Origin of the sequence: Pseudomonas sp. Pseusp11 (assembly GCF_047304405.1) — a bacterium.
Lineage (GTDB): Bacteria > Pseudomonadota > Gammaproteobacteria > Pseudomonadales > Pseudomonadaceae > Aquipseudomonas.
Map to the genome: position 1 here is coordinate 1 of NZ_JBGLZF010000045.1, position 22,484 is coordinate 22,484.

At 57.0% G+C, this 22,484-nt stretch carries 17 protein-coding genes; 13 read left to right on the plus strand and 4 right to left on the minus strand.

The genetic code is table 11. The features are described from left to right. From ACCC96_RS25630 to ACCC96_RS25670, 9 genes are all read left to right on the plus strand, one after another. Window positions 1-10,086, plus strand: a 10,086-nt coding sequence (locus ACCC96_RS25630; protein WP_413697266.1) for a hemagglutinin repeat-containing protein, incomplete at its 5' end; no start/stop codon positions are given. 2 nt (window positions 10,087-10,088) lie between these two features. After that, window positions 10,089-10,313, plus strand: a complete 225-nt coding sequence (locus ACCC96_RS25635; RefSeq protein WP_413697267.1) for a hypothetical protein — start codon at window positions 10,089-10,091, stop codon at window positions 10,311-10,313. Between the two features lie 202 nt (window positions 10,314-10,515). After that, the gene (locus tag ACCC96_RS25640; RefSeq protein ID WP_413697268.1) at window positions 10,516-10,773 is read left to right on the plus strand and encodes a hypothetical protein; all 258 of its coding nucleotides are present in this window, start codon (window positions 10,516-10,518) and stop codon (window positions 10,771-10,773) included. A gap of 194 nt (window positions 10,774-10,967) precedes the next feature. Further along, window positions 10,968-11,360, plus strand: coding sequence for a hypothetical protein (locus tag ACCC96_RS25645; protein ID WP_413697269.1), 393 nt, complete (start codon window positions 10,968-10,970; stop codon window positions 11,358-11,360). Between the two features lie 239 nt (window positions 11,361-11,599). Further along, window positions 11,600-12,157: a hypothetical protein gene (locus ACCC96_RS25650; protein ID WP_413697270.1), complete on the plus strand. Its 558-nt coding sequence runs from the start codon at window positions 11,600-11,602 to the stop codon at window positions 12,155-12,157. A 13-nt stretch (window positions 12,158-12,170) separates the two neighbouring features. Further along, on the plus strand, window positions 12,171-12,650 hold the full coding sequence (locus ACCC96_RS25655; RefSeq protein ID WP_413697271.1) for a hypothetical protein: 480 nt from the start codon (window positions 12,171-12,173) through the stop codon (window positions 12,648-12,650). An 86-nt stretch (window positions 12,651-12,736) separates the two neighbouring features. After that, window positions 12,737-13,165, plus strand: coding sequence for an Sbal_3080 family lipoprotein (locus ACCC96_RS25660; RefSeq protein ID WP_018929892.1), 429 nt, complete (start codon window positions 12,737-12,739; stop codon window positions 13,163-13,165). 8 nt (window positions 13,166-13,173) lie between these two features. After that, window positions 13,174-13,593 (plus strand): DUF2846 domain-containing protein, encoded by a 420-nt coding sequence (locus tag ACCC96_RS25665; RefSeq protein WP_413697272.1) that lies wholly within the window; start codon window positions 13,174-13,176, stop codon window positions 13,591-13,593. Between the two features lie 117 nt (window positions 13,594-13,710). Further along, window positions 13,711-14,271 (plus strand): hypothetical protein, encoded by a 561-nt coding sequence (locus tag ACCC96_RS25670; protein WP_019648037.1) that lies wholly within the window; start codon window positions 13,711-13,713, stop codon window positions 14,269-14,271. Window positions 14,272-14,424: 153 nt separating this feature from the next. On the opposite strand, the gene ACCC96_RS25675 is transcribed toward ACCC96_RS25670, so the two are convergent. Continuing rightward, window positions 14,425-15,165 (minus strand): DUF899 domain-containing protein, encoded by a 741-nt coding sequence (locus tag ACCC96_RS25675; RefSeq protein ID WP_413697273.1) that lies wholly within the window; start codon window positions 15,163-15,165, stop codon window positions 14,425-14,427. Window positions 15,166-15,366: 201 nt separating this feature from the next. On the opposite strand from ACCC96_RS25675, the gene ACCC96_RS25680 reads away from it, so the two are divergent. Further along, window positions 15,367-15,759, plus strand: a complete 393-nt coding sequence (locus ACCC96_RS25680; RefSeq protein WP_138866146.1) for a transcriptional regulator — start codon at window positions 15,367-15,369, stop codon at window positions 15,757-15,759. Window positions 15,760-15,777: 18 nt separating this feature from the next. Here the strand turns inward: ACCC96_RS25680 and ACCC96_RS25685 are convergent, their stop codons facing one another. Together ACCC96_RS25685 and ACCC96_RS25690 are read right to left on the minus strand one after the other, a co-directional pair. Next, window positions 15,778-16,647 (minus strand): DUF6279 family lipoprotein, encoded by an 870-nt coding sequence (locus ACCC96_RS25685; protein WP_413697274.1) that lies wholly within the window; start codon window positions 16,645-16,647, stop codon window positions 15,778-15,780. 373 nt (window positions 16,648-17,020) lie between these two features. Beyond that, the gene (locus ACCC96_RS25690; RefSeq protein ID WP_017337097.1) at window positions 17,021-17,209 is read right to left on the minus strand and encodes a hypothetical protein; all 189 of its coding nucleotides are present in this window, start codon (window positions 17,207-17,209) and stop codon (window positions 17,021-17,023) included. A gap of 351 nt (window positions 17,210-17,560) precedes the next feature. Between ACCC96_RS25690 and ACCC96_RS25695 the strand changes: the two genes are divergently transcribed. From ACCC96_RS25695 to ACCC96_RS25705, 3 genes are all read left to right on the plus strand, one after another. Further along, the gene (locus tag ACCC96_RS25695) at window positions 17,561-18,397 is read left to right on the plus strand and encodes a S1 RNA-binding domain-containing protein (protein ID WP_007942143.1); all 837 of its coding nucleotides are present in this window, start codon (window positions 17,561-17,563) and stop codon (window positions 18,395-18,397) included. Window positions 18,398-18,732: 335 nt separating this feature from the next. Beyond that, window positions 18,733-20,178, plus strand: coding sequence for an NCS1 family nucleobase:cation symporter-1 (locus ACCC96_RS25700; RefSeq protein WP_019648041.1), 1,446 nt, complete (start codon window positions 18,733-18,735; stop codon window positions 20,176-20,178). A gap of 165 nt (window positions 20,179-20,343) precedes the next feature. Beyond that, window positions 20,344-21,276 carry a DMT family transporter gene (locus ACCC96_RS25705; protein WP_413697275.1) on the plus strand — a complete coding sequence of 311 codons (933 nt, stop codon included), beginning with the start codon at window positions 20,344-20,346 and terminating at the stop codon, window positions 21,274-21,276. On the opposite strand, the gene ACCC96_RS25710 is transcribed toward ACCC96_RS25705, so the two are convergent. Further along, the gene (locus ACCC96_RS25710; protein ID WP_413697276.1) at window positions 21,212-22,402 is read right to left on the minus strand and encodes an MFS transporter; all 1,191 of its coding nucleotides are present in this window, start codon (window positions 22,400-22,402) and stop codon (window positions 21,212-21,214) included. The two genes, ACCC96_RS25705 and ACCC96_RS25710, sit on opposite strands and share 65 nt — an antisense overlap. Window positions 22,403-22,484 lie beyond the last annotated feature (82 nt).

The following is a 22,484-nucleotide window of genomic DNA, read 5'->3' on the forward strand; positions in this document are numbered from 1 at the left end:
GCCGCCCGGGACAGCATCGCGCTGACGGCCGGTGGTGTGCTGACCAACAACGGCATCATCGAAGCCGGGGTCAATGCTGATACCAGCCGCAATGCCAATGGCGATGTGAACCTGAATGCGCAGAACTTCAACAACACCGGCAAGAGCGTGGTGGCCAGCCGCAACCTGACGGTCAATACCGCGCAGACGTTGAATAACCAGGGCGGCACTTTAAGCGGGCAGAAAAAAACCAGCATCACTGCTACTACGCTGGATAACCAGAACAAGGGCCGAGTATTGGGCAGCGGCGCTCTGGAGCTAAAAGCTACGCAGGTCCTCAACACCCAGGGCGTCATTACCAGCAACGGCAACCTCACGGCCAATCTCGGCCACCTGAACAACCACGATGGTGAAGTTTCCAGCGCTGGCAACACCACCCTCACCGCAACAACACTGGACAACAGTGACGGCCAGGTCACGGGCGACGTTGCCCTGAACATTGGCTTGATCGGCGCCCTGAATAACCAGAACGGCGTGCTGGGTTCCGGCCAAAGCGTGAGCATCAGCGCCGCCAGCCTGGATAACAGTCATGGCGGCAGCCTGGTTAGCGATGGCAGCTTCACCGCACGCATCAATGGCTTGTTCGATAACCAGAATGGCGACCTGAGTGCCAAAGACGTGGTCGACCTGCAAACCGGCAGCCTCGACAACCGCAATGGCAGCCTGACCGGCAAGGATCGCCTGACCCTGCGCAGCGATTCGCTGGATAACCGCACCGGCAAAGTACGCGCTGGCAAAGACCTGCAACTGACCGTCGGACAACTCGATAACCGCCAGCAAGGTCTGCTCAACAGCCAGGCCGCCATCAACTTCAATGGCACTCATCTGGATAACCGCGGCGGCTTGCTCAGCGCGGCGGGGGCGGTGCAACTGCAGGCGGCCAGCGTCGACAACAGCGGCGGTCGTATCTCCGGCACAACCGATCTGACGGCCAAGGTTGCGCAATTCACCAACCAGGGCGGCGAGCTTGTCGCTCAAGGAACGTTGAGCCTCAATGGCAACGGACTCGATAACCGCAACGGCGGACTGGTAGGCGCGACAAAAGCGCTGAAACTCAATGTCGATGAGGTGGACAACCGGGGCGGCGAAATCTCCAGCGCCGTTGATGTGGCCATTGAAGGCCAAAGCCTGAACAACAGTGACAACGGCAAGATTCTGGCTGGCACCGAGCTGGGCCTGAAAGTGGCGCAGATCATCAACCAGACCAAGGGGCTGTTGTTCGGCAAGGGCGCCACGACGGTAACGGGGCAGAGTCTGGACAACAGCGGTGGCAGCCTGGTCACTCAGCTTGGGCTGGATATCCGCCTCGACAACGCGCTAAGCAACATCGAAGGCCTGATCAGCAGTGAAGGCACCCTGACGGTCAACGCGGCGAGCCTCGACAGCACCCGTGGCAGCGTGTCGAGCGCCGGCGCGTTGGCGCTGACGACGACAGGAGTGCTGAACAATCAGGGCGGGTCGATCAGCACCGACAGCGGCTTGACCCTCAACAGCCAAAGCCTGAACAACAGCCAGAACGGCCTGATCAGTGGCAAGAGCGCGACCGCCGTCACCACGGGTACGTTCGACAACACTCAGGGCGGTCAATTGATCAGCGGCGATATGCTCGACCTGACCGCGACCCAGGTCAGTAATGGCGTTGCCAGCCGAATCGCCAGCGATAAGGCCCTGACCGCCAGTGTCACCGGTTTCGATCAGCAGGGCGGTCAGCTGTTCAGCAAAACCGTCCTGAGCCTGGACTTGAATCACGGCCAACTGAACAACCAGAACGGGCTGATCAATGCACCGTTGTTGATGTTGAAAAATCTCAAGGACGTCAACAACCGCAACGGTGAAATCTCCAGCGCCCAGGCCTTCACACTGGCCGCCCAGAACCTGGATAACAGTAACGGCAAGCTGATCAGTAATCAGGGTCTGACGCTGCACATCGATCAACTGCTCGCCAGCATCAAGGGCCTGATTTCCGCACAGACCCTGGAGATGCGCAGCGCGCGCCTGGACAACACCGGCGGCTTGATCAGCAGTCATGGCACCCTCGGGATGACGGTGGACGGTCAGATCGTCAATCAGGATGGCACTTTCATCGCTGACGGTGATGTGCATCTCAGCGCCGATAGCCTGGACAACACCCATGGCCAGATTGCCGGTAAAGCCGATGTCACGGCCAACGTTGCGACCCTGAACAATCAGGGCGGTCAACTGATTGCCGCCGGTGGCCTGACATTGACCAGTACCAGCCTCGACAATCGCAACAGCGGCCTGGTTGGTGCAACCAATGCGCTGCAACTGAACATCGGATCGGTCGACAACCGTGGTGGCGAGTTGTCGAGCAAGTCAGATGTGACCCTGGTCGGTAATAGTCTGGACAACAGCGATGGTGGCCAGGTATTCGCCGACGGTGCTTTGTCCCTGACGGTCGAAAATATCATCAACCGCGCCAAAGGCCTGCTCTCGGGCAAGGCCGACCTGTCATTGACCGGCCGCGACCTCGATAACAGTGGCGGCTCGCTGTTGAGTCAGAAAAACCTGACGCTCGATCTCAGGGGGGACCTGAACAACAGCCAGGGTCTGCTCAGCGCTGAAGGCTCACTCGGGGTCACGGCCGCCAGCCTGACCAACACCCTGGGCAGCGTTTCCGCGGCAGGGCCGCTGACGTTGACCACCACCGGCGCCGTGCTCAATCAGGGCGGCGAGATCGTGACCGATGCTGGCATCACACTCAACAGTGCCAGCCTCGACAACCGCAATAACGGCAGCATCAGTGGCAAGGGGGCGGTGATCGTCAACACTGGTGCACTGGATAACAGCCACACCGGTCGCTTGAACAGCGGCGCCAGTCTGGACCTGACCACCACTCAACTGACCAATCAGGACGGCGGCCGCATCGCCAGTGTCGGGGCCCTGACGGCCAGTGTCACCGGCCTGGATCAGCAAGGCGGGCAACTGTTCAGCAACACGTCTCTGACACTGGATCTGAACAAGGGTCAGCTGAATAACCAGAACGGTCTGATCAGCGCGCCGTTGTTGATGCTCAAAAACCTCACCGACGTTAATAACAACGGCGGCGAAATCTCCAGCGCCGAGGCTTTCACCATCGCTGCTCGCAGCCTGGACAACAGCAACGGCAAACTGCTGAGCAATCAGAATCTGACCCTGCGCATCGATCAGGCACTGACCAACCTCAAAGGCCTGATCGCCGCTGCAGCACTCGACGTCAAAGCCGCCAGCCTGGACAACAGCGGCGGCACGCTGACCAGCCGCGCCAACCTCGACCTGAGCCTCGACGGGCTGCTGACGAACCAGAACCAGGGGCTGATCAACGCCACCACGGAGCTGACAATCAACAGCAGCGGTCTGAATAACCAGAACGGTTCTTTGCTGGGCAGCGCAATTGCCATCGACTTCGGGGCGGCCACCGGCGACCTGAACAACGGTGCCGGCCTGATCACCACCGCCGGCTTGCTGAGCATCCAGCACCTGCGCGACCTGAACAACCGGAACGGCGAAATCTCCAGCAGCCAGAGCCTCGATCTGACGGCCCGGGCACTGGATAACAACAACAACGGCAAATTGATCAGCAATAACCTGCTGACGGTCAACGCCGACACGGTACTCAACCAGGGCGGTCTGATCTCCGGCTGGCAGGGCCTGAGCCTCACCGGCAACAGCCTGGACAACCGCAACAAAGGCACGCTGTCGAGTCATGACAGCGATGTGGCCGTCACCGTCAGCGGTGCCATTCTCAACAGCGGCGAAGGTGCACTGGTCAGCCGGAAAACCCTGAGCGTCAACGCGTCGAGCCTGGACAACAGCAACGGCGGCATTCTCTCCAGCGGCGGCAATCAGACCCTGACCCTCAGCGGCCTGCTGAACAATGCTCAGGGCGGCTTGATCGACAGCGGCGCAACCCTGGCGATGCAGGCGATGACCCTGGGTAATGCCGGCGGCACCGTCAACGCAAAACAGGACCTCAGTTTCACCGGCACCACACTGGATAACACCGGCGGCAATCTGATCGGCAACGGTGCCGTGACCCTCGACCTGCTCGGCGCCCTGACCAACACCAACGGCAAACTGGCCAGCGCCGGCCCACTGCTGGTGCAACGCGCCACGCAAATCAATAACCAGGGCGGTCAAATCGCCAGCCAAGGCTTGATGACGCTGCTCACCGGTGGCCTGGACAACCGCAATCTCGGCACCATCGCGGCCAATGATCTACTGACCATCACTACGGGCGGCACGCTACAGAACAGCGCCGACGGCCAGATCTACAGCCAGAATGGCGACCTGCAAATCCAGGCCGCCAGCCTCGTCAACGCCAAGGGCACTCTGCAAAGCCAGGGGGCTTTGAACCTCACCATCGGCGGCGATATCGACAACCAGAGCGGCCGCATTGTCGCCAAGGACGGTGACCTGTCGATCAACGCCGGCAATCTCGATAACCGCGGCGGGGTGCTCGCCAGCCTGCAAGCTGCGTTCACGGCCAACCTGACTGGTGTGCTGAAAAACGGCTATGACCTGAACAACAACCGCCGCAGCGGCGTCACCCAGGCCCAGCGCCTGAACCTGACTGCGCTGGCCGGTATCGACAACTACGGCGGGCGTATCGCTGCGCAAAGCGGCGACGCGATCATTGCCACCGGTAACTTCGACAACCGCAATGGCGGCCTCTATGCCAAAGGCAAGGTCAGCGTCACCGGCAACAACTTTGACAACAGCGGCGACAACGACGGCCAGATCGCCGGTCAACAGATCGACCTCACCCTCAGCGGTGCCCTGAACAACCGACTGGGCATCATCGAGAGCGACAGCACCCTGTCGATCAAGGCTGCCAGCCTCGACAACCAGACCGGCCAACTGCGCGCCCTCGGCGACAAAGGTAAAACCAGCTTCCAGATCGGTGGCCTGTTCGACAACCGCAACGGCACCCTGGAAAGCGCCAACACCGACCTGACCATGGCGGTGGGCGGCTTCCTCAACGGTGGCGGCAGTCTGCTGCACGTGGGCAACGGTACTTTCGACATTTCCACCGCCAACGTCACCGGCGCCGGTGGCACCATCGTTACTCGCGGCGGCCTGACCCTCAACGCCGACAGCTGGACCAACAGCAACGTCATCCAGGCTGGACGCCTGACCGTTAACGTCAATAGTTTCACCCAGACGGCGAGTGGTCAGTTGCTGGCCTCGGATAGCCTCGTCGGTACCGGTGTCAACTGGTTCAACGAAGGATTGATTGCCAGTGACGGCAGCATGAACGTGGGGCTGAGCGGTGCTTACTGGGGTGCTGGTCGTCTTAGCAGCCAAGGGGCCCTTGGCCTGAATGCCGCGCAAGTGAGCCTCAATAGCGTCACCTCCAGCATCGCTGGCGGTGGCAACACCACGCTCAATGTCAGTGGTCAACTGGACAACGCCGGTCGCCTGACCTCAGGCGCCAACCTGGCGGTTAACGCCGGCGGGATCAACAACTTCGGGACGCTGGCCAGCGCTCAACAACTGACCGTCACCACCGGATCGCTGGGTAACTACAGCGGGCTGATCTTCAGCGGCGGCAACATGGGCTTGCGGGTCAATGCGCTGAACAACAGCTACGCCAACATCTACAGCCTGGGCAACCTGACGATCGACCGTAACGGTCAAGGCGCCCAGGCCGCCAGCATCATCAACAGCTCATCGTCGATTCAAAGCGACGGCAGCATGAGTCTGGCGGCGAGCACGATTCAGAACATTCGCGCGGTGCTGACCACCAATAACCAGGGCATCTACACCGCCCGGATTGGCGAAATCACCTGTATCGAAGGGGTGAACGCGGGCGACTGCAGCGGCAAGCAAAACCATGTCTGGGAGATCGTGCAGCGCGACAAATTTGAAGTCACTGAGGCCAGTGCCGCGTCCAGCATCACGGCGGGCGGGGACCTTACCCTGACCGGCGGCGACCTGCTGAACCAGAGCAGCACCATCGCCACCGGCGGCAATCTGAGCGCCTCGCTGGTCAACCTGACCAACAGCGGTATCGAGACCGGCGAAACCGAGACCTCCCGGGTATTTCGCTCCGAACGAACCCGCAACGCAGGCGGACTGTACAACGCGGCCGGTAGTTTCACCGACAAGTACTGGTTCGAAAGCGCGGGCTACACCCCCAACGACCTGGGGGGGCTTGAGGCCGGGATGGCCAACTTTATTGGCATGACCGAAGCTGAACTGCCTCAGTTCGCTACGACCACAAAAATCTCGTCCAGCGACCAAAGTTACGCCGCCGTGATCCAGGCTGCTGGCGCGGTCAACATCAACGCCCAGAACAATATCGATAACAGTGTCGTACGCCCTGGCTACACCTACGTGGGCAGTGGTCCGCGCACGGGCACCGGTGCTGCGGGCAGCCAGTTCTCCACCCGCATCACCCTCAATCAACAATTGCCGCCCAACCTGGCCCAACAGCAAGTCAACCCGCTGGCCTTGCCCGGCTTCGCTCTGCCCACCGGGCAAAACGGTCTGTTCCGCCTGAGCGGCCAAGACAGCAGCACTCCAGTGGCCAGCGGTCCGCAAAGCTGGACCATGGGCGGCGGCAGCGTCAGCACGACCCAGCGTCAGCAACCGGTGGTTAACGTCCAGCCAAGGAACATTCTACCGGTCAGCAACACTCAGGCCTCCGCCAGCAGCGTTGACCTGAAGCCCGTTGATTATGTGGCGTCGAACGTGGGCGCCGGCGCCAGCGCGATCGACGTCAGCGCACCGGCTGCCAATTCAACCGGCTCGGCGCTGCCGGGTCGTTCCACGGCCTTTACCATCAATCGCGTCCAAGGGTTGCCGGCCAGCAGCGGCCAGTCCAAACCCCAGAAATACCTGATCGAAACCAACCCGGTACTTACCGACCTCAAGCAATTCATGAGCTCGGACTACCTGTTGTCGAACCTGGGCTACGACCCCGACCAAAGTGCCAAGCGCCTGGGCGATGGCCTCTATGAACAACGCCTGATCCAGCAAGCGGTAGTGGCGCGTACCGGTCAGCGCTTTATCGATGGCCAGACCAGCGACGAAGGCTTGTTCAAATACTTGATGAACAACGCCGTCGCCAGCAAAACAGAACTCAACCTGTCGCTGGGCGTCAGCCTGACCTCCGAACAAGTCGCGGCCCTCACCCACGACATTGTCTGGATGGAAAATGCCGAGGTAAATGGCGAGCAAGTACTGGTGCCGGTGCTGTACCTGGCCAACGCCAACAATCGCCTGGCCGCCAACGGTGCCTTGATCCAGGGCAGCGACGTGACCCTGATCGCCGGCAAAGACCTGAACAACGCCGGCACCTTGCGCGCCTCCAACAACCTGTCGGCCAATGTTGGTAATGATCTGGTCAACAGCGGCTTGGTAGAGGCCGGTGATCGTCTTGACCTGCTGGCAGGCAACAACATAGTCAACAAGGCGGGCGGCATCATCGCCGGTCGTGACGTCACACTCCGGACCACCCGTGGCGACGTGATCAACGAACGCACCGTCACCACCCACGAAAGCGGCAGCGGATATCGCAACGAGCGCACGGACTTCGTCGACAACGCCGCTCGCATCGAAGCCGGAAACTCGCTCACTCTCAATGCCGGACGCGATATCAACAACGTTGGCGGCGTGCTGAAAAGCGGAGCGGATACCACGATCACTGCTGGTCGCGACGTCAACCTCACATCAGCCGAACAGATCGTCAGTGGCGAGCGGGGGCTGCATCGGGACCAGACCATTACCCAATATGGCTCAGACGTAGATGTGGGGCAGAGCCTGAAGGTCAACGCCGGTCGAGACCTCTCCGTTATTGCCAGTCAGATCGACGCCAAACGCGATGTGAGCATGAGCGCTGTCGGCGACTTGACCCTGGCCTCGGCGGCGGATGAGCAGCACTCGTATGGCAAGAGTAAGAAGGTTACCAGTCAGGAGGATCATGTCCATCAGGTAGCCACCACCGTTACAGCAGGCGGCAATGTTGCGCTGAGCGCGGGTAACGACCTGACGCTTATCTCCAGCAAGATCGCCGCGGGGGACGAAGCCTACCTGGTGGCCGGCGATAAACTTCAGTTGCTGGCCGCGCAAGACAGCGATTATTCGCTGTACGACATGAAGAAAAAGGGTGGTTTCGGTAGCCTGAAGACCCAGCATGATGAAGTCACTGACGTAAAAAACGTGGGTAGTGAGATCCAGACCGGCGGTTCTTTGGCTCTGATCAGCGTTGGCGACCAGCGGTACCAAGGCGCCAAGCTCAACAGCGGTGGAGACCTGAACCTGAGCAGTGGAGGGAGCATCACCTTCGAAGCCGTCAAGGACCTGCATGACGAAAGCCACACCAAAAGTGATAACAACGCGTTCTGGGTATCAGCCAAAGGCAAAGGCAACACTGACGAGACCTTGCGCCAGAGTGAGTTGACCGCACAGGGGCAGGTGACGATTAACGCTGTCAACGGCCTGCACATCGACCTCAAGCAGATCGATCAAGACACGGTTGCACAAAGCATCGATGCGATGGTCAAGGCTGATCCGAGTCTGGCCTGGATAAAAGACGCCGAACAACGCGGCGATGTCGACTGGCGCCAGGTCAAGGAAATCCACGAGTCCTTTAAGTACAACACTTCGGGTCTTGGACCCGCATCGAAGGTGATCATCGCGATCCTCATGTCAGCCATTCTCGGCCCTGCCGGGCTGGGCCTGGGCGGGGTAGAGGGGGCGGCAGAGATCAGCCTGGCCACTACGGCAGTCACCAGTCTTATCGATGAAAAAGGCAATTTGGGCAGTGCGCTGAAGGACACCTTCAGCTCGGGTAGTTTGAAAAACGCGGCAGTCGCTGGCATTACCGCCGGAGTACTGGATTATGCCGACACCAACTGGTTCGGAGATGCCGGGGGCTCCACCGTCACCAGCGCCGGACCGCTTCAAGACGCCAATTACACAAGTGACATGCTCAGTTGGAGCAATGCTGAGCAGGCCTTACTGCGCGCTGGTGGGCATGCCCTGATCAACGGTGGGATTTCTACGGTGATCAATGGCGGAAGCTTCGGTAAGAATCTGAGTAGCGCGGCCTTGGGAGAGGCCATTAATCTTGGTGCGGCAGCCGGTAACAAAGCCATCGGCGATATAACGAATGACATCTCGAGCAAATTGATCATGCATGCCTTGCTCGGTGGCTTGCTATCGAAAGCTGCAGGTCAGGATTTTGCCAGTGGTGTTGTCGCTGGCGGCGTGGCCGAAGGCCTGACACCACTGGTCAATGCCGCGTTGTCCAACTATGTAAGCAAGATTTTTGACGCGAACAACCTGAGCCTCCAGGGTAGCCAGGCCAAAATCACCACGGCGCAATTGATTGGCTTGGTTTCGGGGGCTATGGCCGGCGGTGATCCCAATATCGGCGCGTTGATCGGTGGGACGGCGGAGAAGTACAACGATCAAGGGCACCCGTTTACCGATCCTACAGTGCTGTTTGGTGATGACGGCGCGCCTCTGCAAGGCGGCATGACTGCGCTGGATAAGGCTAAGGCACAGTTGTCATTGGCGATCTTGTTTACGTTGGCTCCGGAGCTTTTTTCGGAAGGGTTTATAGCCAAGATTGGCACAATGTTCAACGAGATGGGGGAGGGTGCGGGTGTAGGGGTAACGGCGTCGGGAGGTGGAGCTGCAGTTGACGCGGGTGCAAGCGCAAGCACAAGCACAGGTGCAGGTGAGACTATACTGGGAGAGGCGGGTGAGAATGCTGGTGCAAATGGGGCCGCTTCGGAAGGCTTAGATGCCGCGAACAATAGCTTGCCTACCGACTCGTCTCAGCTGTCTCATATCTTCCGTGACGATGTGGGCCATCTGGCGGATACTCTAGAGAATCAACAAACGCTCGTTAAGTTAACTAATAACCCCGCGAATAGCTTAGGCACCGACCGGTTTGGTAACCAGTGGTTTGCCCAAACTCAGGCAGATGGAACCCAGCTTTGGGGAAGCGTGCGAAATGGGGTTATTCAAAATGGCGGATTGAATACGACGCCGCGAGGCTTCAATCCAGCTACCGGACTGTCGAAAGGAAAATAGCAATGAGCACCGAAAATTTAACACCTGAACTCGCGTATCTTGCAATGTATGAATTTCTAGTAGATGTGTATGAGCGAACAAAGTCGGATGAGTTGGGTTCACTGTTGGGCAGTATGAGTTATCTTGCAGATGGTGAGACTGCCGATCCCGCAGTTTGGAAGGATTGGATGCGCTGCTTGAACAAAGTCTTGGCAGGGCAAGGCGATGCGCAACTGAAACTGGAGTGATTTTTGTCGAGGGAATTTGCATAGGAAAGGGGACGGATTTATTTGTTTGGCTCGTGCGGTGGCTAGGAAATAAATCCGTCCCCTTTTCCTGTTCAATGGAAAAACATATTTTATGACATGCGATCAGTGTGGAGGAGAGTTAGCTAGTTTCAGGCAGGGCAGCGCTCAGGGGGGGAAGTGCAATCGGTGCGGTTGGTCTGTAGTGATAACGAATATTCCGGGCATTAAAGTTGATGAGACGAAGTATGAAGTGCGTTGTCACGGTGACTATCAAGATAAAGCTCATATAAAAGCTATTTCTGAAGTGACAGGTTGCAATTATTTAACATCAAGAAATATGCTCCAGAAAGGCCTTGTTCTAGTATTTGTCGGTCAGGCGGAGGAGGTTTTGCGAGTTCGAAATGTTCTTGTGTTTGCTGGGGTTGTTTGTGAAATTACGCCTGATTTTAACTGGGTGTAAATGGGGCGTACTCTGAGAAAAGAGGACGGATTTATTTGTTTGGTTCGTGCGGTGGCTAGAAAATAAATCCGTCCCCTTTTCCTACTAGGGTTCAACGATATAGAAAAATCCATAGCAGAATATCCAGTGCCAAATCTTAAGAGGCTTTACTTGCTGAAAAGCGGGGAGTTTAGAGTGATTGAGGTCCGTAAACCATGAGCATAATGATGGTGTTCGAGTTTGAAGGCTTTCCCTCTGTTGAGAAGTTGCTGAGTGTCCTGGAATCACTGGGGGCATATGTTAAAATTGAAGATCCGGGATTTGTTGGGAGTTTTTCGGAATCAAATGCTTTTTTTGTTTATAGCAAAAACTCGTCTTTGGAAGAAATAGCCACCGATCAAGAAAACCCCTTAGGTTGGGAAGTGGGTGCAAGACTTGTGGTGCATTGTCCGATTGGTGCGCTGGCAGAGAGTGCAAAAGAGTTGGATGATTTTATGGATGCATTGGTAAGTGCTGTTGATACTCGATTTTTGCTGTCCTTTCAGTATGAGTCTATATACGCGGTAAGAGATCGTGATCTTCTGGTGTATAAAAAAATTATTGAGTGAGTGCTGGGCGAAAAAAAATTAGAAAATAAATCCGTCCCTGAGGAATCCCAATCCGCTCAAGAAACTGGCGATCGCCATGAAGTGGCAGATCACTTCTCTACGGCAGGATGTATTGACCGGTTCGAGAGAAAAGGAGAAAGGGGACGGATTTATTTGTCATTTGTCTGGTTCATGCGGTGGTGACCAAAAAATTATGTTGTCTCGCTATTTATAAAGTCTATTGAGGTTAGGGTTCGTTTATGCGCGCTTTGTTAAATGGGTTCATTGTTTTTATGTTGATCACATCTTCTCTCTCAGGCTGTTCTTCGCATAAAAAGGAGCTTCCCACAAAGACGGATGAAGAACCCATTGCGCTAATCGCGAACGAACATAATTCAAAGGTTATTTTCAAAGCGGTTAGCACCGAATCACCGGTGAGCTTCAAGATTGGGAAGCCCGGTAATCTGATCGCTGTAGGTGTTGTATATAACGATGCCCAAGAGCAGCAAATGCCTGCGTTTGCCAGGGGGTTGTACAAAGGGGTCATCAGGGGGATCTATGGCGCCAGGCCGAGCCGCGAAATTCTAGTGCCAGCAAGCCAACTGATTGAGGTCGAGGGTCAAGCAAATTGGCGCAACGACCGCGGAACGAGTTACCGAGTAGAAAAATGTGGCCCGCTGTCCCACACCTTCCTTGCGCAAGCCAATAAGACATATTTGGTTGAGTTCGATTTGCAGAGTTTCACCATGTGCGACCAAAAGATTTTCGATATCACCAACGAAGGGCAGAAAGACCAAATTTCGCCGGCTATTCTTTAGCGCGGAGGTAGACGTGGCTGGCTTGCTGGAGTTTGTATTCGAGCTTGTGGATAAGGGATCGGTCTTGCCACTGCTGACGGAAGTAATCAATGGCGCCGATTCGGTAGTGAGTGCTCAATGTTCAGAAACGTTTCCGGTCTGGCGTGATTGTCAGATACAGCTCGATGCAATAAGTGCAGCAATGAGCTTTGAAGGTGAAGTTTGTGTGTTGGTTAATGTCCGTAATCTGAAAATTATGGAGCTAATAATTGGTTCTGTTCTTGTTAGGATTTTGAAATATGACGGAGTGTTCGATATTGATTTAAGCTTTGATGAGAATGATGTTGGATTAAGGGGGCGAGCAGTGCTCGATGCTTTACTCACATACTCAAAAGAAATGGCTGATAAGTTTGAGGTTGCCGACTGTTTTTATGGAGCTGAGCCGGCTTCGGATGAAGATACTCGGTTTTCTACGAGCGGCGAGCTTGGGCCATTTGCGAGAAAATCGTTCTGAAAGCAAACCAATCAATTGACCGTAAAACGGGCCTGATCTAGCATGCGGCCATCATATTGATATCATTTTTGATTCAAGGATAGGACATGCTGTTTAGAGCTCTTGCGATAAGCGTTTTACTGACACTGACCGGGTGTACCAACATTAAAGTTGAGCCGGTGGACCGCCAATACCAAATCTCGAAACTCTGCATCGAAGAGAACCCGAAAGTGGTCGTTGGTGATTTCGTCGATGGTCTGCAATCCCTCCTGCGTAAGCACGGTATCGAGAGTCGCCTTTACGCTACGCCTGTGCCGAGTAGCTGTGAGTACCGGCTGAGCTACAACGCGACTCGCTCGTGGGACATTTCCGCATACATATCCGACGCCAGTGTCTGGCTCTACAAGGGCGATCAAAAAATCGGCTTTGCGCAATACCATCTGACGGCGGAGGGGGGACTCGATATGTCGAAATTAGCGACGGTCGAGGAAAAAATGGGGCCGGTGATCAACCAATTGTTGGGGCAAAGCAAATGAGTGCGGTGATGAAAAGTATTCCAGCTCTGTTGCTTATGCTGTTATTGGCCGGCTGTGGCCACACCTCTTCCAGCCAGCCTTATTTCGAGCCACCAGCGCCACCTCAAGGTAAGGCGTTGGTTTACATGATGCGAACCCAGGTTATTCAAGGCAGCTTTTATGACAGCGTGTTCAGCATCAATGACAGTGCGGTGGTGGGGCTCAATGAACATACCTACTCCTGGGTCTTTGTGAGCCCCGGCCTGCACAAGATATCTGCCGGGCAGCACGTCCACCCCAGAAACGTATACCTGAACCTGCAGGTCGAGCAGGGTAAAGAGTACTTCGTTGAATACACTCAGCAGAACATGGTTGAGTTGATCCGGGTACGGGATGCCAGGGAAGGGAAAGCAATGGTGACGGGATACTCTTACATCCCAGTCAAGTAGTGCATCCCTGTTTTTGCGGCCTGACTGTTCCCCTATAGCGAACTCAGCATTTATGAAACGCCGCTTTGACAGATATTTTCTCATCAACTGAACATACGCTTTAAAGGATATTCAGACGTGAAAAGAACCACACTACTAGCACTAACCTTGATTCTGGCATTACCGGGCTGCCATTCCAACGTCCGGGACTCTTCCCCCAGCCTGTTGACGGACGGTATTCAGCTGCACCAGAACAAAGTGGCCGTCGATGCGCAACACGCCAAGATCATCATGAAAGCATCAGGTAGCACTACCCCGGTAGAGTTCTCGATCCTTCGCGCAGCGGATCCCGACAAGCGTATGGAGGTGCTTGGCACCGTGGTGGATTCAGGTCAGGGCAAGGTCTTCGGCTGGATCGCCAAACTCAACGAAGCGGCCAACAGCGCCACGCTTAAACGCTTCCCGCAGCTGGAAGTGCAGGCGGATGTCGATCAGCCATTCCAGGTGTCGGGTTATTCGAATGGCGCGGGTGTTGGGAGTATCTATAGCTGCGGCCCGATCAAAACCACTTTCACACCAGAAAGAAGCAAGGTCTATTTGGTGGAGTTCCAGTTTGTTGGTAGCCGCTGTGAGCAGCATGTCTACGATATAACTCAGCCTCAGGAACGCATTCCCGTGAAGAGCATGCCTTCTGCGTAAAGGACGCTCAGTTATTTGTAATCACTATGCAAATCGGGCGACCCATATATCTATCCATGGGTGGAATCTCTGTCATAGATAGGGACTCTTTGTGGTTGGGTTGCCAAACCCGGTCGCCTTTTGGGCTACCGGGCTGACTATAGTCTTCATCCTTCAAGCATTCCCCCCATGGCAGCAACTAGCTGACACCTTGTCTTCATACCGATCGTGATGCCTCACCCAGTCCATGATTTCCTCTTCATTACGGCCCTTGGGCGTGAGGTCCAGGTAGTTGTAGGCGCCGACCAGCAGGTCCAGGCCTCGGGCATACGTTGAATAGGTGTGGAAAATCTCCCCTGCTTCGTCGCGATAAAACACGCTAAGCCCTGGGAGTTCTTCCTCGGCGCCGTCGGTTTTTTCGTAGTTGTAGGTGGCTTTTCCAGCGGCAACGTCTTCGGCACGGGCGCAGACGCCGAAGTCGTAGTTGAAGTCGCAGCCTTCGGACGAGACCCAGTCAAATTTCCAGCCCATGCGCTGTTTGAACGGTTGGAATTCGGCGAACGGTGCGTGGGAGACCGCGACCACGGCGACGTCGTGGTGGGCCAGGTGTTGGTTGGCGCCGTCGATGTGGTCGGAGAGGAACGAGCAGCCGGGGCAGCCTTCGTCCCAGCCGGCGGCGAACATGAAGTGGTAGACGATCAACTGGCTGCGGCCGCCGAACAGGTCGGTCAGGCTCAGTTCGCCGTTGGGGCCCTGGAAGCGGTAGGGTTTGTCGATTTTTACCCAGGGCAGGGCGCGGCGTTCGGCGCTGAGTTTGTCTCGTTCTTTGGTGAAGGCTTTTTCGTGGGCCAGGTGTTGTTTGCGGGCCGCGACCCATTCTTCCCGGGACACGACCGGATGATTCTGTATGTTCATGCTGATTTCTCCTGCTTGCTGTGGCGAAAGTCGATCCGCGCAGAGGGGTAAACCGTCTTACACAGCCTAGTCGTTTGGCCTGCGCTCAAATCGACAGGCCGCCGGTCGGTTGGGGGAAAGAACTCGGCTGAACGGCTGCACTCCCTGTCGGTCACAACCTATGAAGGCCATTTCACTCGTGGGCACTGGAGGTTGATCAGGATGACGACTTATAACTGGGATTTGATCGAGCATTTACTGCACGAAGTGCAGAACAGTGCTGGCCGCAGTTTCACTCCACGGCCTTATGCCGAGCAGTATGCGGCGGCGAAAGCCTCCGCGGGCGAGCCGTTCGAGAATCTGGATCGCCTGAAAACGGTGGCCGGTGAGTACGAAAAAATACTGCTGTTGCGGGGGTATATCGAGCCTCGGCCGGAGGATCAGGGTGGCAATGGCGAGAATTACATTTTGACACCCCGGGGCTCGAGTTTGTTGAGCCTGATCGACAGCAGCATCCCGGGAAATGAGCATCCGCGCCAGGTGCTGGATGAGCAGGAAGATGCGCTGGATGAATTGACGTTTGATGAAGTGGCGTCGAAGGCTCAGATTGCGTGAAGCTTGCAGCTTTAGAACCTATCCTCGCTGCGCCGCTTTCAGGCATTTCAAATCAGTGAAATCCTTGCGCATGTCTTCAATCTTTTGCAGCAACCGTTGACGCTGAAACGGCGTGCTCTCGGCCATCAAGTCCACCAGTAACGCCCGAGCCTGGGCTTCGGTGTTGGCGTAGGCCACACGGTAAGCGGGGGTCCATAAACTCTCGCGATCAACCAGAAGCGTCTCGATTTGCTGTGGGAATTGCGGACTCTGACGTTGCGCGACCGCCGCGCTGAATTGCTGTTGCCAATGGACGCGGTTGGCAATCCATTCTTTGTTCTGATCCCCCAGGGCGTTCGACCAGGCCATCACCCGTTGCTGTTGGGTTGGGCTGAGGGAGCCGAGCCAGGCATTCAGGCGTTTTTCCATGCGCTTGCTTCGCTCTTTGATCTGTTGCTCGAGAGGTGGCTTGAGGTATTCCTCCTGGCGTTTGCGCTGGTCCTTGGCGAAAGCGTCGTTCATTTCCGCGACTTGCTTGTCATCCAGCCCTTGCAACAGTTCGATGGCCGATGGGGTGATTTCCCGGGCGGTTTCGGCGATGGCTTGTTTGGCTTCCTGGGTACGGGCTTGCAGCTCGGCGTCGGTGATCTGGTTGGTCTCGATCATGGTCTGTAACCGATTCAGCCAGTCGAGGTAACCGGGCAGTTGCGTGGTGCAGTGCCAGCGCAGGTGTTCCTTGAGCCGCTCGTTCAACCAGTCTTTTTGCTGGCGGTTCATGTCCAGATAGTCGCTGAGCGTCCAGGGAATGATCACGTCGAGGTTGCGGTAAGCCAGGCCCACGCGGGTGCAGGCGGCGACGGTGAGACTGAGCGTGAGGATGACGGTGATCTGTTTCAGCCAATGAGACATGGCGAGTCCTTGCGAAGACCTAGCTTCTTATTGGGTTCTCTTATGTGATCGTGGGGCGAGCCCGGCAGTTCAGCCGATTAGCCCAATTCGCGCTGGAAGACTTGCGCATGGGCGACCGAACACCACAACAGGCTGGCGAGCAGGAAAAGAGAGGGTTTGAGCATGCGTCACTCCATGAGCTGCGAGGAGCAGGTGGTGAAAACCTGCTGAAACGCTTGATCCAGACACGTGCAAGCATACCGGCGAATGTTCGGCATCGAGGGCCGTTCGTCGATTGTTGAAATATTGATTTGTTTTATGGGGTGTTGCTGGAGGGTTCCAGTCCAAGCGCTTCGAAGCTCAAAGCGCTTAGGGACCAGTTAAAGCGGGGGAATTACTTTTTGCCCAGCGTGATCTGCTTGGACGGGCCGAACGTCTGGCCGCTGACGCCTTTGGCAATTTGCTGGATCTCGCCACCGGACTTGAGGAACGCAGCGATCTGATTGTTGATCGATTCACTGGTTTCAACGGCTGGAGCTGGCTTTGCTTTGCTGTTGGATGCTTTTACACGCATGGCGGCCATTAACCTGTAGAAATTAACTTGGCCAGGCATCGTACAGGAAATACTTGACAATTGCTTGGTAAATATCCTCCCGAAATACACACGGCAGGTGCGCGAATAATCGCAAGTTATTATTTGGAATAGTCCCCTAAGCTGCTGTTTTAACTAAAAACCTCAGTGGAAAAATAGTGCTTTTCGGATGGGCTGGCCACGGTCCAGACCGCCCGAACGGCCTGACGAGCGGCCAAACACGCCCGCCAAACCCAGGGAAATTAGGGCCTTGCGCGGATTTTCTCGCGCCACCGGGCCGGCCCGCCGAACGCAGCCCGCAAAACCGGGTAGAATGCCGCCCACGCAATGAGGGTATTGGACATGGCTTTAGTCGGGCGCTACAACAGTTTGCAAGTGGTTAAACACACTAACTTCGGTTTATATCTGGACGGTGGCGCGGACGGCGAAATCCTTCTGCCTAATCGTTATATTCCCAAAGATATTCCCAGCGAAGATGAAGATTGGCTCAACGTTTTTATTTATCTGGACAGCGATGACAAACTTATCGCCACCACCGAAAAGCCGAAAGTTCAGGTCGGTGAATTCGCCAGTTTGAAAGTCGTTGAAGTCAACAGCATCGGCGTGTTCCTGGATTGGGGGTTGCCGAAGGATCTGCTGCTGCCGTATTCCGAAGAAAAGCGCCAGATGACCGCCGGCGAGTATGTCGTGGTGCACGTCTACCTCGACAAACACACCCGGCGCATCACCGCGACGGCACGTCTGGACCGTTATCTGGACAAGACCCCGGCCAACTACACCCCGGGCCAGGAAGTTGATTTGCTGGTAGCCGAAGCGACCGATATGGGCTTCAAGGCAATCATCAACAACAAGCACTGGGGCTTGATCCACAAGAACGAAATCTTCAAGTTCATGCGCGCCGGTAAAGAAGAGAAGGGCTTTATCAAGGAAGTCCGTGCCGACGGCAAGATCAGCCTGAGCCTGCAACCGGTGGGCGAAGCCGCCGCCACCAGTCTGAACTCGAAGATTCTCGCCAAGTTGCGCGACAACAACGGCACCCTGCCAGTCAGCGACAAGAGCGACCCGACGCTGATCAGCAGTATGTTCGGTGTCAGCAAGGGCAACTTCAAAAAGGCCATCGGTGCGTTGTACAAGAACGGCCAGATCGTCATTCACGCTGATCGTATCGAACTCAGCTGACCTGCACCGGCCCCGGTAGGCGCTACCGCAGGTTGTGATCAAAAAAGGATCCAGCCTACGGTAGCCTTCTGCGCAGCAGTCACCCATCTCTTTGTATACACAACACCCTGCACCGTTTGCAGGCGCGGACGCCCTGTTCATGGGCATTATCACCCCCTCTACGTCTTGAAGGTTGTGCTCTGAACAGGGCCGAAAGCCAGATTTGTCACACCTTTAGATCGTATGGCACGCATTCTGCGTAGTAACTCGTATACAAACCATGCCGGCTCCCGTACGCAGTGTGGTCGCCGCATCAATCTCGGGGGGCCGCGCCTGTACTTTCGAGGAGCCCCGCGATGACCGAGCAATTGCCCAACGGCTACAGCCCACGCCTGTATAACCAGGACCTGGGGCCGCTGCCGCAGAAATGGAATTGGTACAACATCTTTGCCTTCTGGATGAGCGACGTGCACAGCGTCGGCGGCTATGTGTTCGCCGCCAGCCTGTTTGCGCTGGGGTTGGCGAGTTGGCAGGTGTTGATTGCCTTGCTCGGCGGGATTTGCATCGTGCAGTTGATCGCCAACCTGGTGGCCAAGCCGAGTCAGCAAGCCGCGGTGCCTTACCCGGTGATCTGCCGACTGGCGTTCGGGGTGTTCGGGGCGAATATTCCTGCGGTTATTCGCGGCCTGATTGCGGTGGCCTGGTACGGGATTCAAACGTACCTGGCGTCCAGTGCACTCATCATCGTCGTGCTGCGGTTTTTTCCTTCGATGGCGACCTACGCCGAACCGCACTTTGCCGGTTTGTCCTACCTCGGCTGGTTCGGTTTCCTCAGCCTGTGGTTCGTCCAGGCGCTGGTGTTCTGGACCGGCATGGAGTCGATCCGCCGCTTCATCGACTGGGCCGGCCCCGTGGTCTATGGCGTGATGTTCCTGCTCGCCGGCTGGATCGTCTGGCAGGCCGGCTGGAGCAACATCAGCTTCACCCTGGCGGAGAAATCCCTGTCTGGCTGGGAAGCCTTTGGCCAGGTGATCGTGGCAACGGCATTGGTGGTGTCGTACTTTTCCGGTCCGACCCTGAACTTCGGTGATTTCAGTCGCTACTGCCGCAGCATGAATGACGTGCGTCGCGGCAATTTCTGGGGGCTGCCGGTAAACTTTCTGGCGTTCTCGCTGGTGACCGTGGTGATCGTTTCCGGCACCTTGCCGGTGTTCGGTGAAATGCTTCACGACCCGATCGCCACCGTGGCGCGCATCGACAACAGCGTGGCGGTGCTGCTCGGCGCCTTTGCCTTTGTCACCGCGACCATCGGCATCAACATCGTCGCCAACTTTGTGTCCCCGGCGTTCGACTTCGCCAACGTCGCCCCGAGCAAAATCAGTTGGCGTGCGGGTGGCATGATCGCCGCCGTGGCATCGATCTTCATTACCCCGTGGAATCTGTTCAACAACCCTGAAGTGATTCACTACACCCTCGACGTGCTGGCGGCGTTCATCGGCCCACTGTTCGGGATTCTGCTGGTGGATTACTACCTGATCAAAAAGCAGCAGATCGACGTCGATGCGCTGTTCAATGACGGCCCGAGCGGGCGTTATTACTACAGCGGCGGGATCAACTGGACGGCGGTCAAGGCGTTGATTCCTGCCACCCTGATGGGCGTTGCGATCACTTTCATCCCGGTATTGCAGCCGATGGCCAACTTCGCCTGGTTCACCGGCTGCTTCCTCGGCGGCGTCCTGTACTTCGCACTGGCCAGGCGCGAGCAGGCACAGCAATCGGCGGCTCTGGTCATCGCTGGATGACGTACGTGGCGATTTAAAGGTCTTTTGCAGACACCTTTTTCTGTCCATCTGGTTAATAATCGACAGCATAATTTTTCGCCCCGGCACCCTCTGTTCAGCAGGAACGCCGGGGCTTTGCTTTTACTGTCGAGTCACTGCCATGGATTGTGTTGTCGAGGTGTTCCGGTGAGCGCCACCCGGCGTAGCGCCGATGGGTTTGCCCTGCAAGTTATGGTCGGGCTGTGCCTGATCTGGGGTGTGCAACAGGTGATGATCAAATGGGCGGCGCCCGACATCGCGCCGGTCATGCAGGCGGCGGGGCGCTCGGGTATTTCCGCGTTGCTTGTAGGATTGTTGATCTGCTGGAAGGGCGGCTGGGATCAGGTCGGGACTACCTGGCGCGGCGGCTTGCTGGCCGGCGCGTTGTTTGGCCTGGAGTTCTTCTTCATTGCCGAAGGTCTGCAACTGACCACGGCGGCGCACATGTCGGTATTTCTCTACACCGCGCCGATCTTTACCGCGTTGGGCGTGCATTGGTTGCTGCCGAGTGAGCGTTTAAGACCGGTGCAGTGGCTGGGGATTTTTCTCGCCTTCGTTGGCATTGCCATTGCGTTTGCCGGTGGGGTGTCCTGGGACAACCTTGACCACCGCATGTTGATGGGCGATGCCCTGGGTGTGCTGGCCGGCGCGTCGTGGGGCGCGACCACCGTGGTGGTGCGCGCCTCGCGCCTGTCGGAAGCGCCGGTGACCCTGACGCTGTTTTATCAACTGATCGTCGGCTTCGTCGGCCTGCTGCTGATTGCGATCCTCAGTGGTCAGGTCACCCATGTCAGCCTGACCACGGTGGCGGTGGCCAGCGTGCTGTTTCAGGGATTGGTGGTGTCGTTCTTCAGTTACCTGACCTGGTTCTGGCTACTGCGCCGTTACCTGGCGGCGAACCTCGCGGTGTTTTCGTTCATGACGCCGCTGTTCGGCGTCACGTTCGGCGTGGTGCTGCTGGGTGAAGAGCTGAGCCTGAACTTTGTGATCGGCGCGGTACTGGTTTTGCTCGGGATCACTTTTGTGAGCGCAGAGCAGTGGGTGCGCCGTCGTTTGCGCAAAGCACTTGGGCAACCCTGATCGGGCGCAGCAGCAAGCCTGCGGCAATGATAAAACCGCCGCCGGCGATCACCAGCGCGGGTTGCAAGCCACCGCTGAAATGGCTGCTCAACGCGGCTAGCAACGGCCCGCTGAGCTGACCCACGGCGAAGCACGCGGTCAGCAACCCGGCATTGCGCTGGGTGGCGTGGGGCGCCAGCTCCCGGGAGCGCTGCATCACCAGTTGCATGCAGGCCAGGAACGGCCCGCCACACAGGATCACCCCCAGCGCCAGGCCGGCACCGCTGCCCAACAGGCAAGCAAACACACCGGCGGCCTGTAGCCATAGCGTCGCCATCAGCCAATGACGAGTTGCGTTCGGGTTGTGCCGACGCAGGCTCACCAACACGACCCCGACCGCTGCCGCCAGACCAAAGCACGGCCAGAACAGATCGGCTTGCCATTGCCCATGGAACTGCGCGCTGGCCATTTGTGAGAGGAAAGTGGCCGGGATGATGTAGCCCAGACCGTACAACCCATAGATTACCGGTAAGCGTCCGACGCCTTGGGCGGCCGACTTGGTGGCAAGCGGTGTCACCCTTGAAGTGGCGGCCGGCTGCGGCAGGAACGGCAGAATCGCCAGCAGCATCACCAGCCCGACAGCGGCATACACCAACCACAAGGTCGCGGATGTTTGCCCCAGCAGGTTCGAGCTCAAGGCCAACATCCCTGTCAGAAAAATCCCCAGACCCGGTCCGGCAAACACCAAGGCGCCGAGGCGCGGACGACCGGCCGCCGCTGCCAGCGGTTGGCTCAACGCGGTAATCATCACCAGCACCCAGGCACTGGCCACGCCCGTGCCGAAACGCAGCGCCAGATGCGACCAGAACCCGTTGGCCCAGAACGAGGCCAGGGTCAGCAATACACACAACCACAAACCGCCGAGCAGGCGCCTGCGAACCTGATCGGGGCGACGGGCGAACATCGCATCCACCGCGCCGACGAAGTAACCAAGGTAGTTGGCGGCGGCAATCAGACCAGCGGCAGTCAGGTCGATCTGACCCTCGCTGAGCAAGTGCGGCAGTTGTGGGGTGAGGGCGAAACGCCCGATGCCCATGGCCATCATCAGGGCGACAAAGCTGGCGGTTAAGCGAATCAGCGGGGACATGGTCTGAGTTCCGTTTCGAGGATCAATGACCGTCAGGCTAGGACTGATTGACTTTCTTTAAAAATGAATAATAGTGAGAAAC

Bases quoted from the DNA above. Each gene is read 5' to 3' on its own strand.
- ACCC96_RS25635 (WP_413697267.1), top strand. From the start codon at position 10,089: ATGAGCACCGAAAATTTAACACCTGAACTCGCGTATCTTGCAATGTAT.
- ACCC96_RS25645 (WP_413697269.1), top strand. From the start codon at position 10,968: ATGAGCATAATGATGGTGTTCGAGTTTGAAGGCTTTCCCTCTGTTGAG.
- ACCC96_RS25650 (WP_413697270.1), top strand. From the start codon at position 11,600: ATGCGCGCTTTGTTAAATGGGTTCATTGTTTTTATGTTGATCACATCT.
- ACCC96_RS25660 (WP_018929892.1), top strand. From the start codon at position 12,737: ATGCTGTTTAGAGCTCTTGCGATAAGCGTTTTACTGACACTGACCGGG.
- ACCC96_RS25665 (WP_413697272.1), top strand. From the start codon at position 13,174: ATGAAAAGTATTCCAGCTCTGTTGCTTATGCTGTTATTGGCCGGCTGT.
- ACCC96_RS25675 (WP_413697273.1), bottom strand. From the start codon at position 15,165: ATGAACATACAGAATCATCCGGTCGTGTCCCGGGAAGAATGGGTCGCG.
- ACCC96_RS25680 (WP_138866146.1), top strand. From the start codon at position 15,367: ATGACGACTTATAACTGGGATTTGATCGAGCATTTACTGCACGAAGTG.
- ACCC96_RS25685 (WP_413697274.1), bottom strand. From the start codon at position 16,647: ATGTCTCATTGGCTGAAACAGATCACCGTCATCCTCACGCTCAGTCTC.
- ACCC96_RS25690 (WP_017337097.1), bottom strand. From the start codon at position 17,209: ATGGCCGCCATGCGTGTAAAAGCATCCAACAGCAAAGCAAAGCCAGCT.
- ACCC96_RS25695 (WP_007942143.1), top strand. From the start codon at position 17,561: ATGGCTTTAGTCGGGCGCTACAACAGTTTGCAAGTGGTTAAACACACT.
- ACCC96_RS25700 (WP_019648041.1), top strand. From the start codon at position 18,733: ATGACCGAGCAATTGCCCAACGGCTACAGCCCACGCCTGTATAACCAG.
- ACCC96_RS25710 (WP_413697276.1), bottom strand. From the start codon at position 22,402: ATGTCCCCGCTGATTCGCTTAACCGCCAGCTTTGTCGCCCTGATGATG.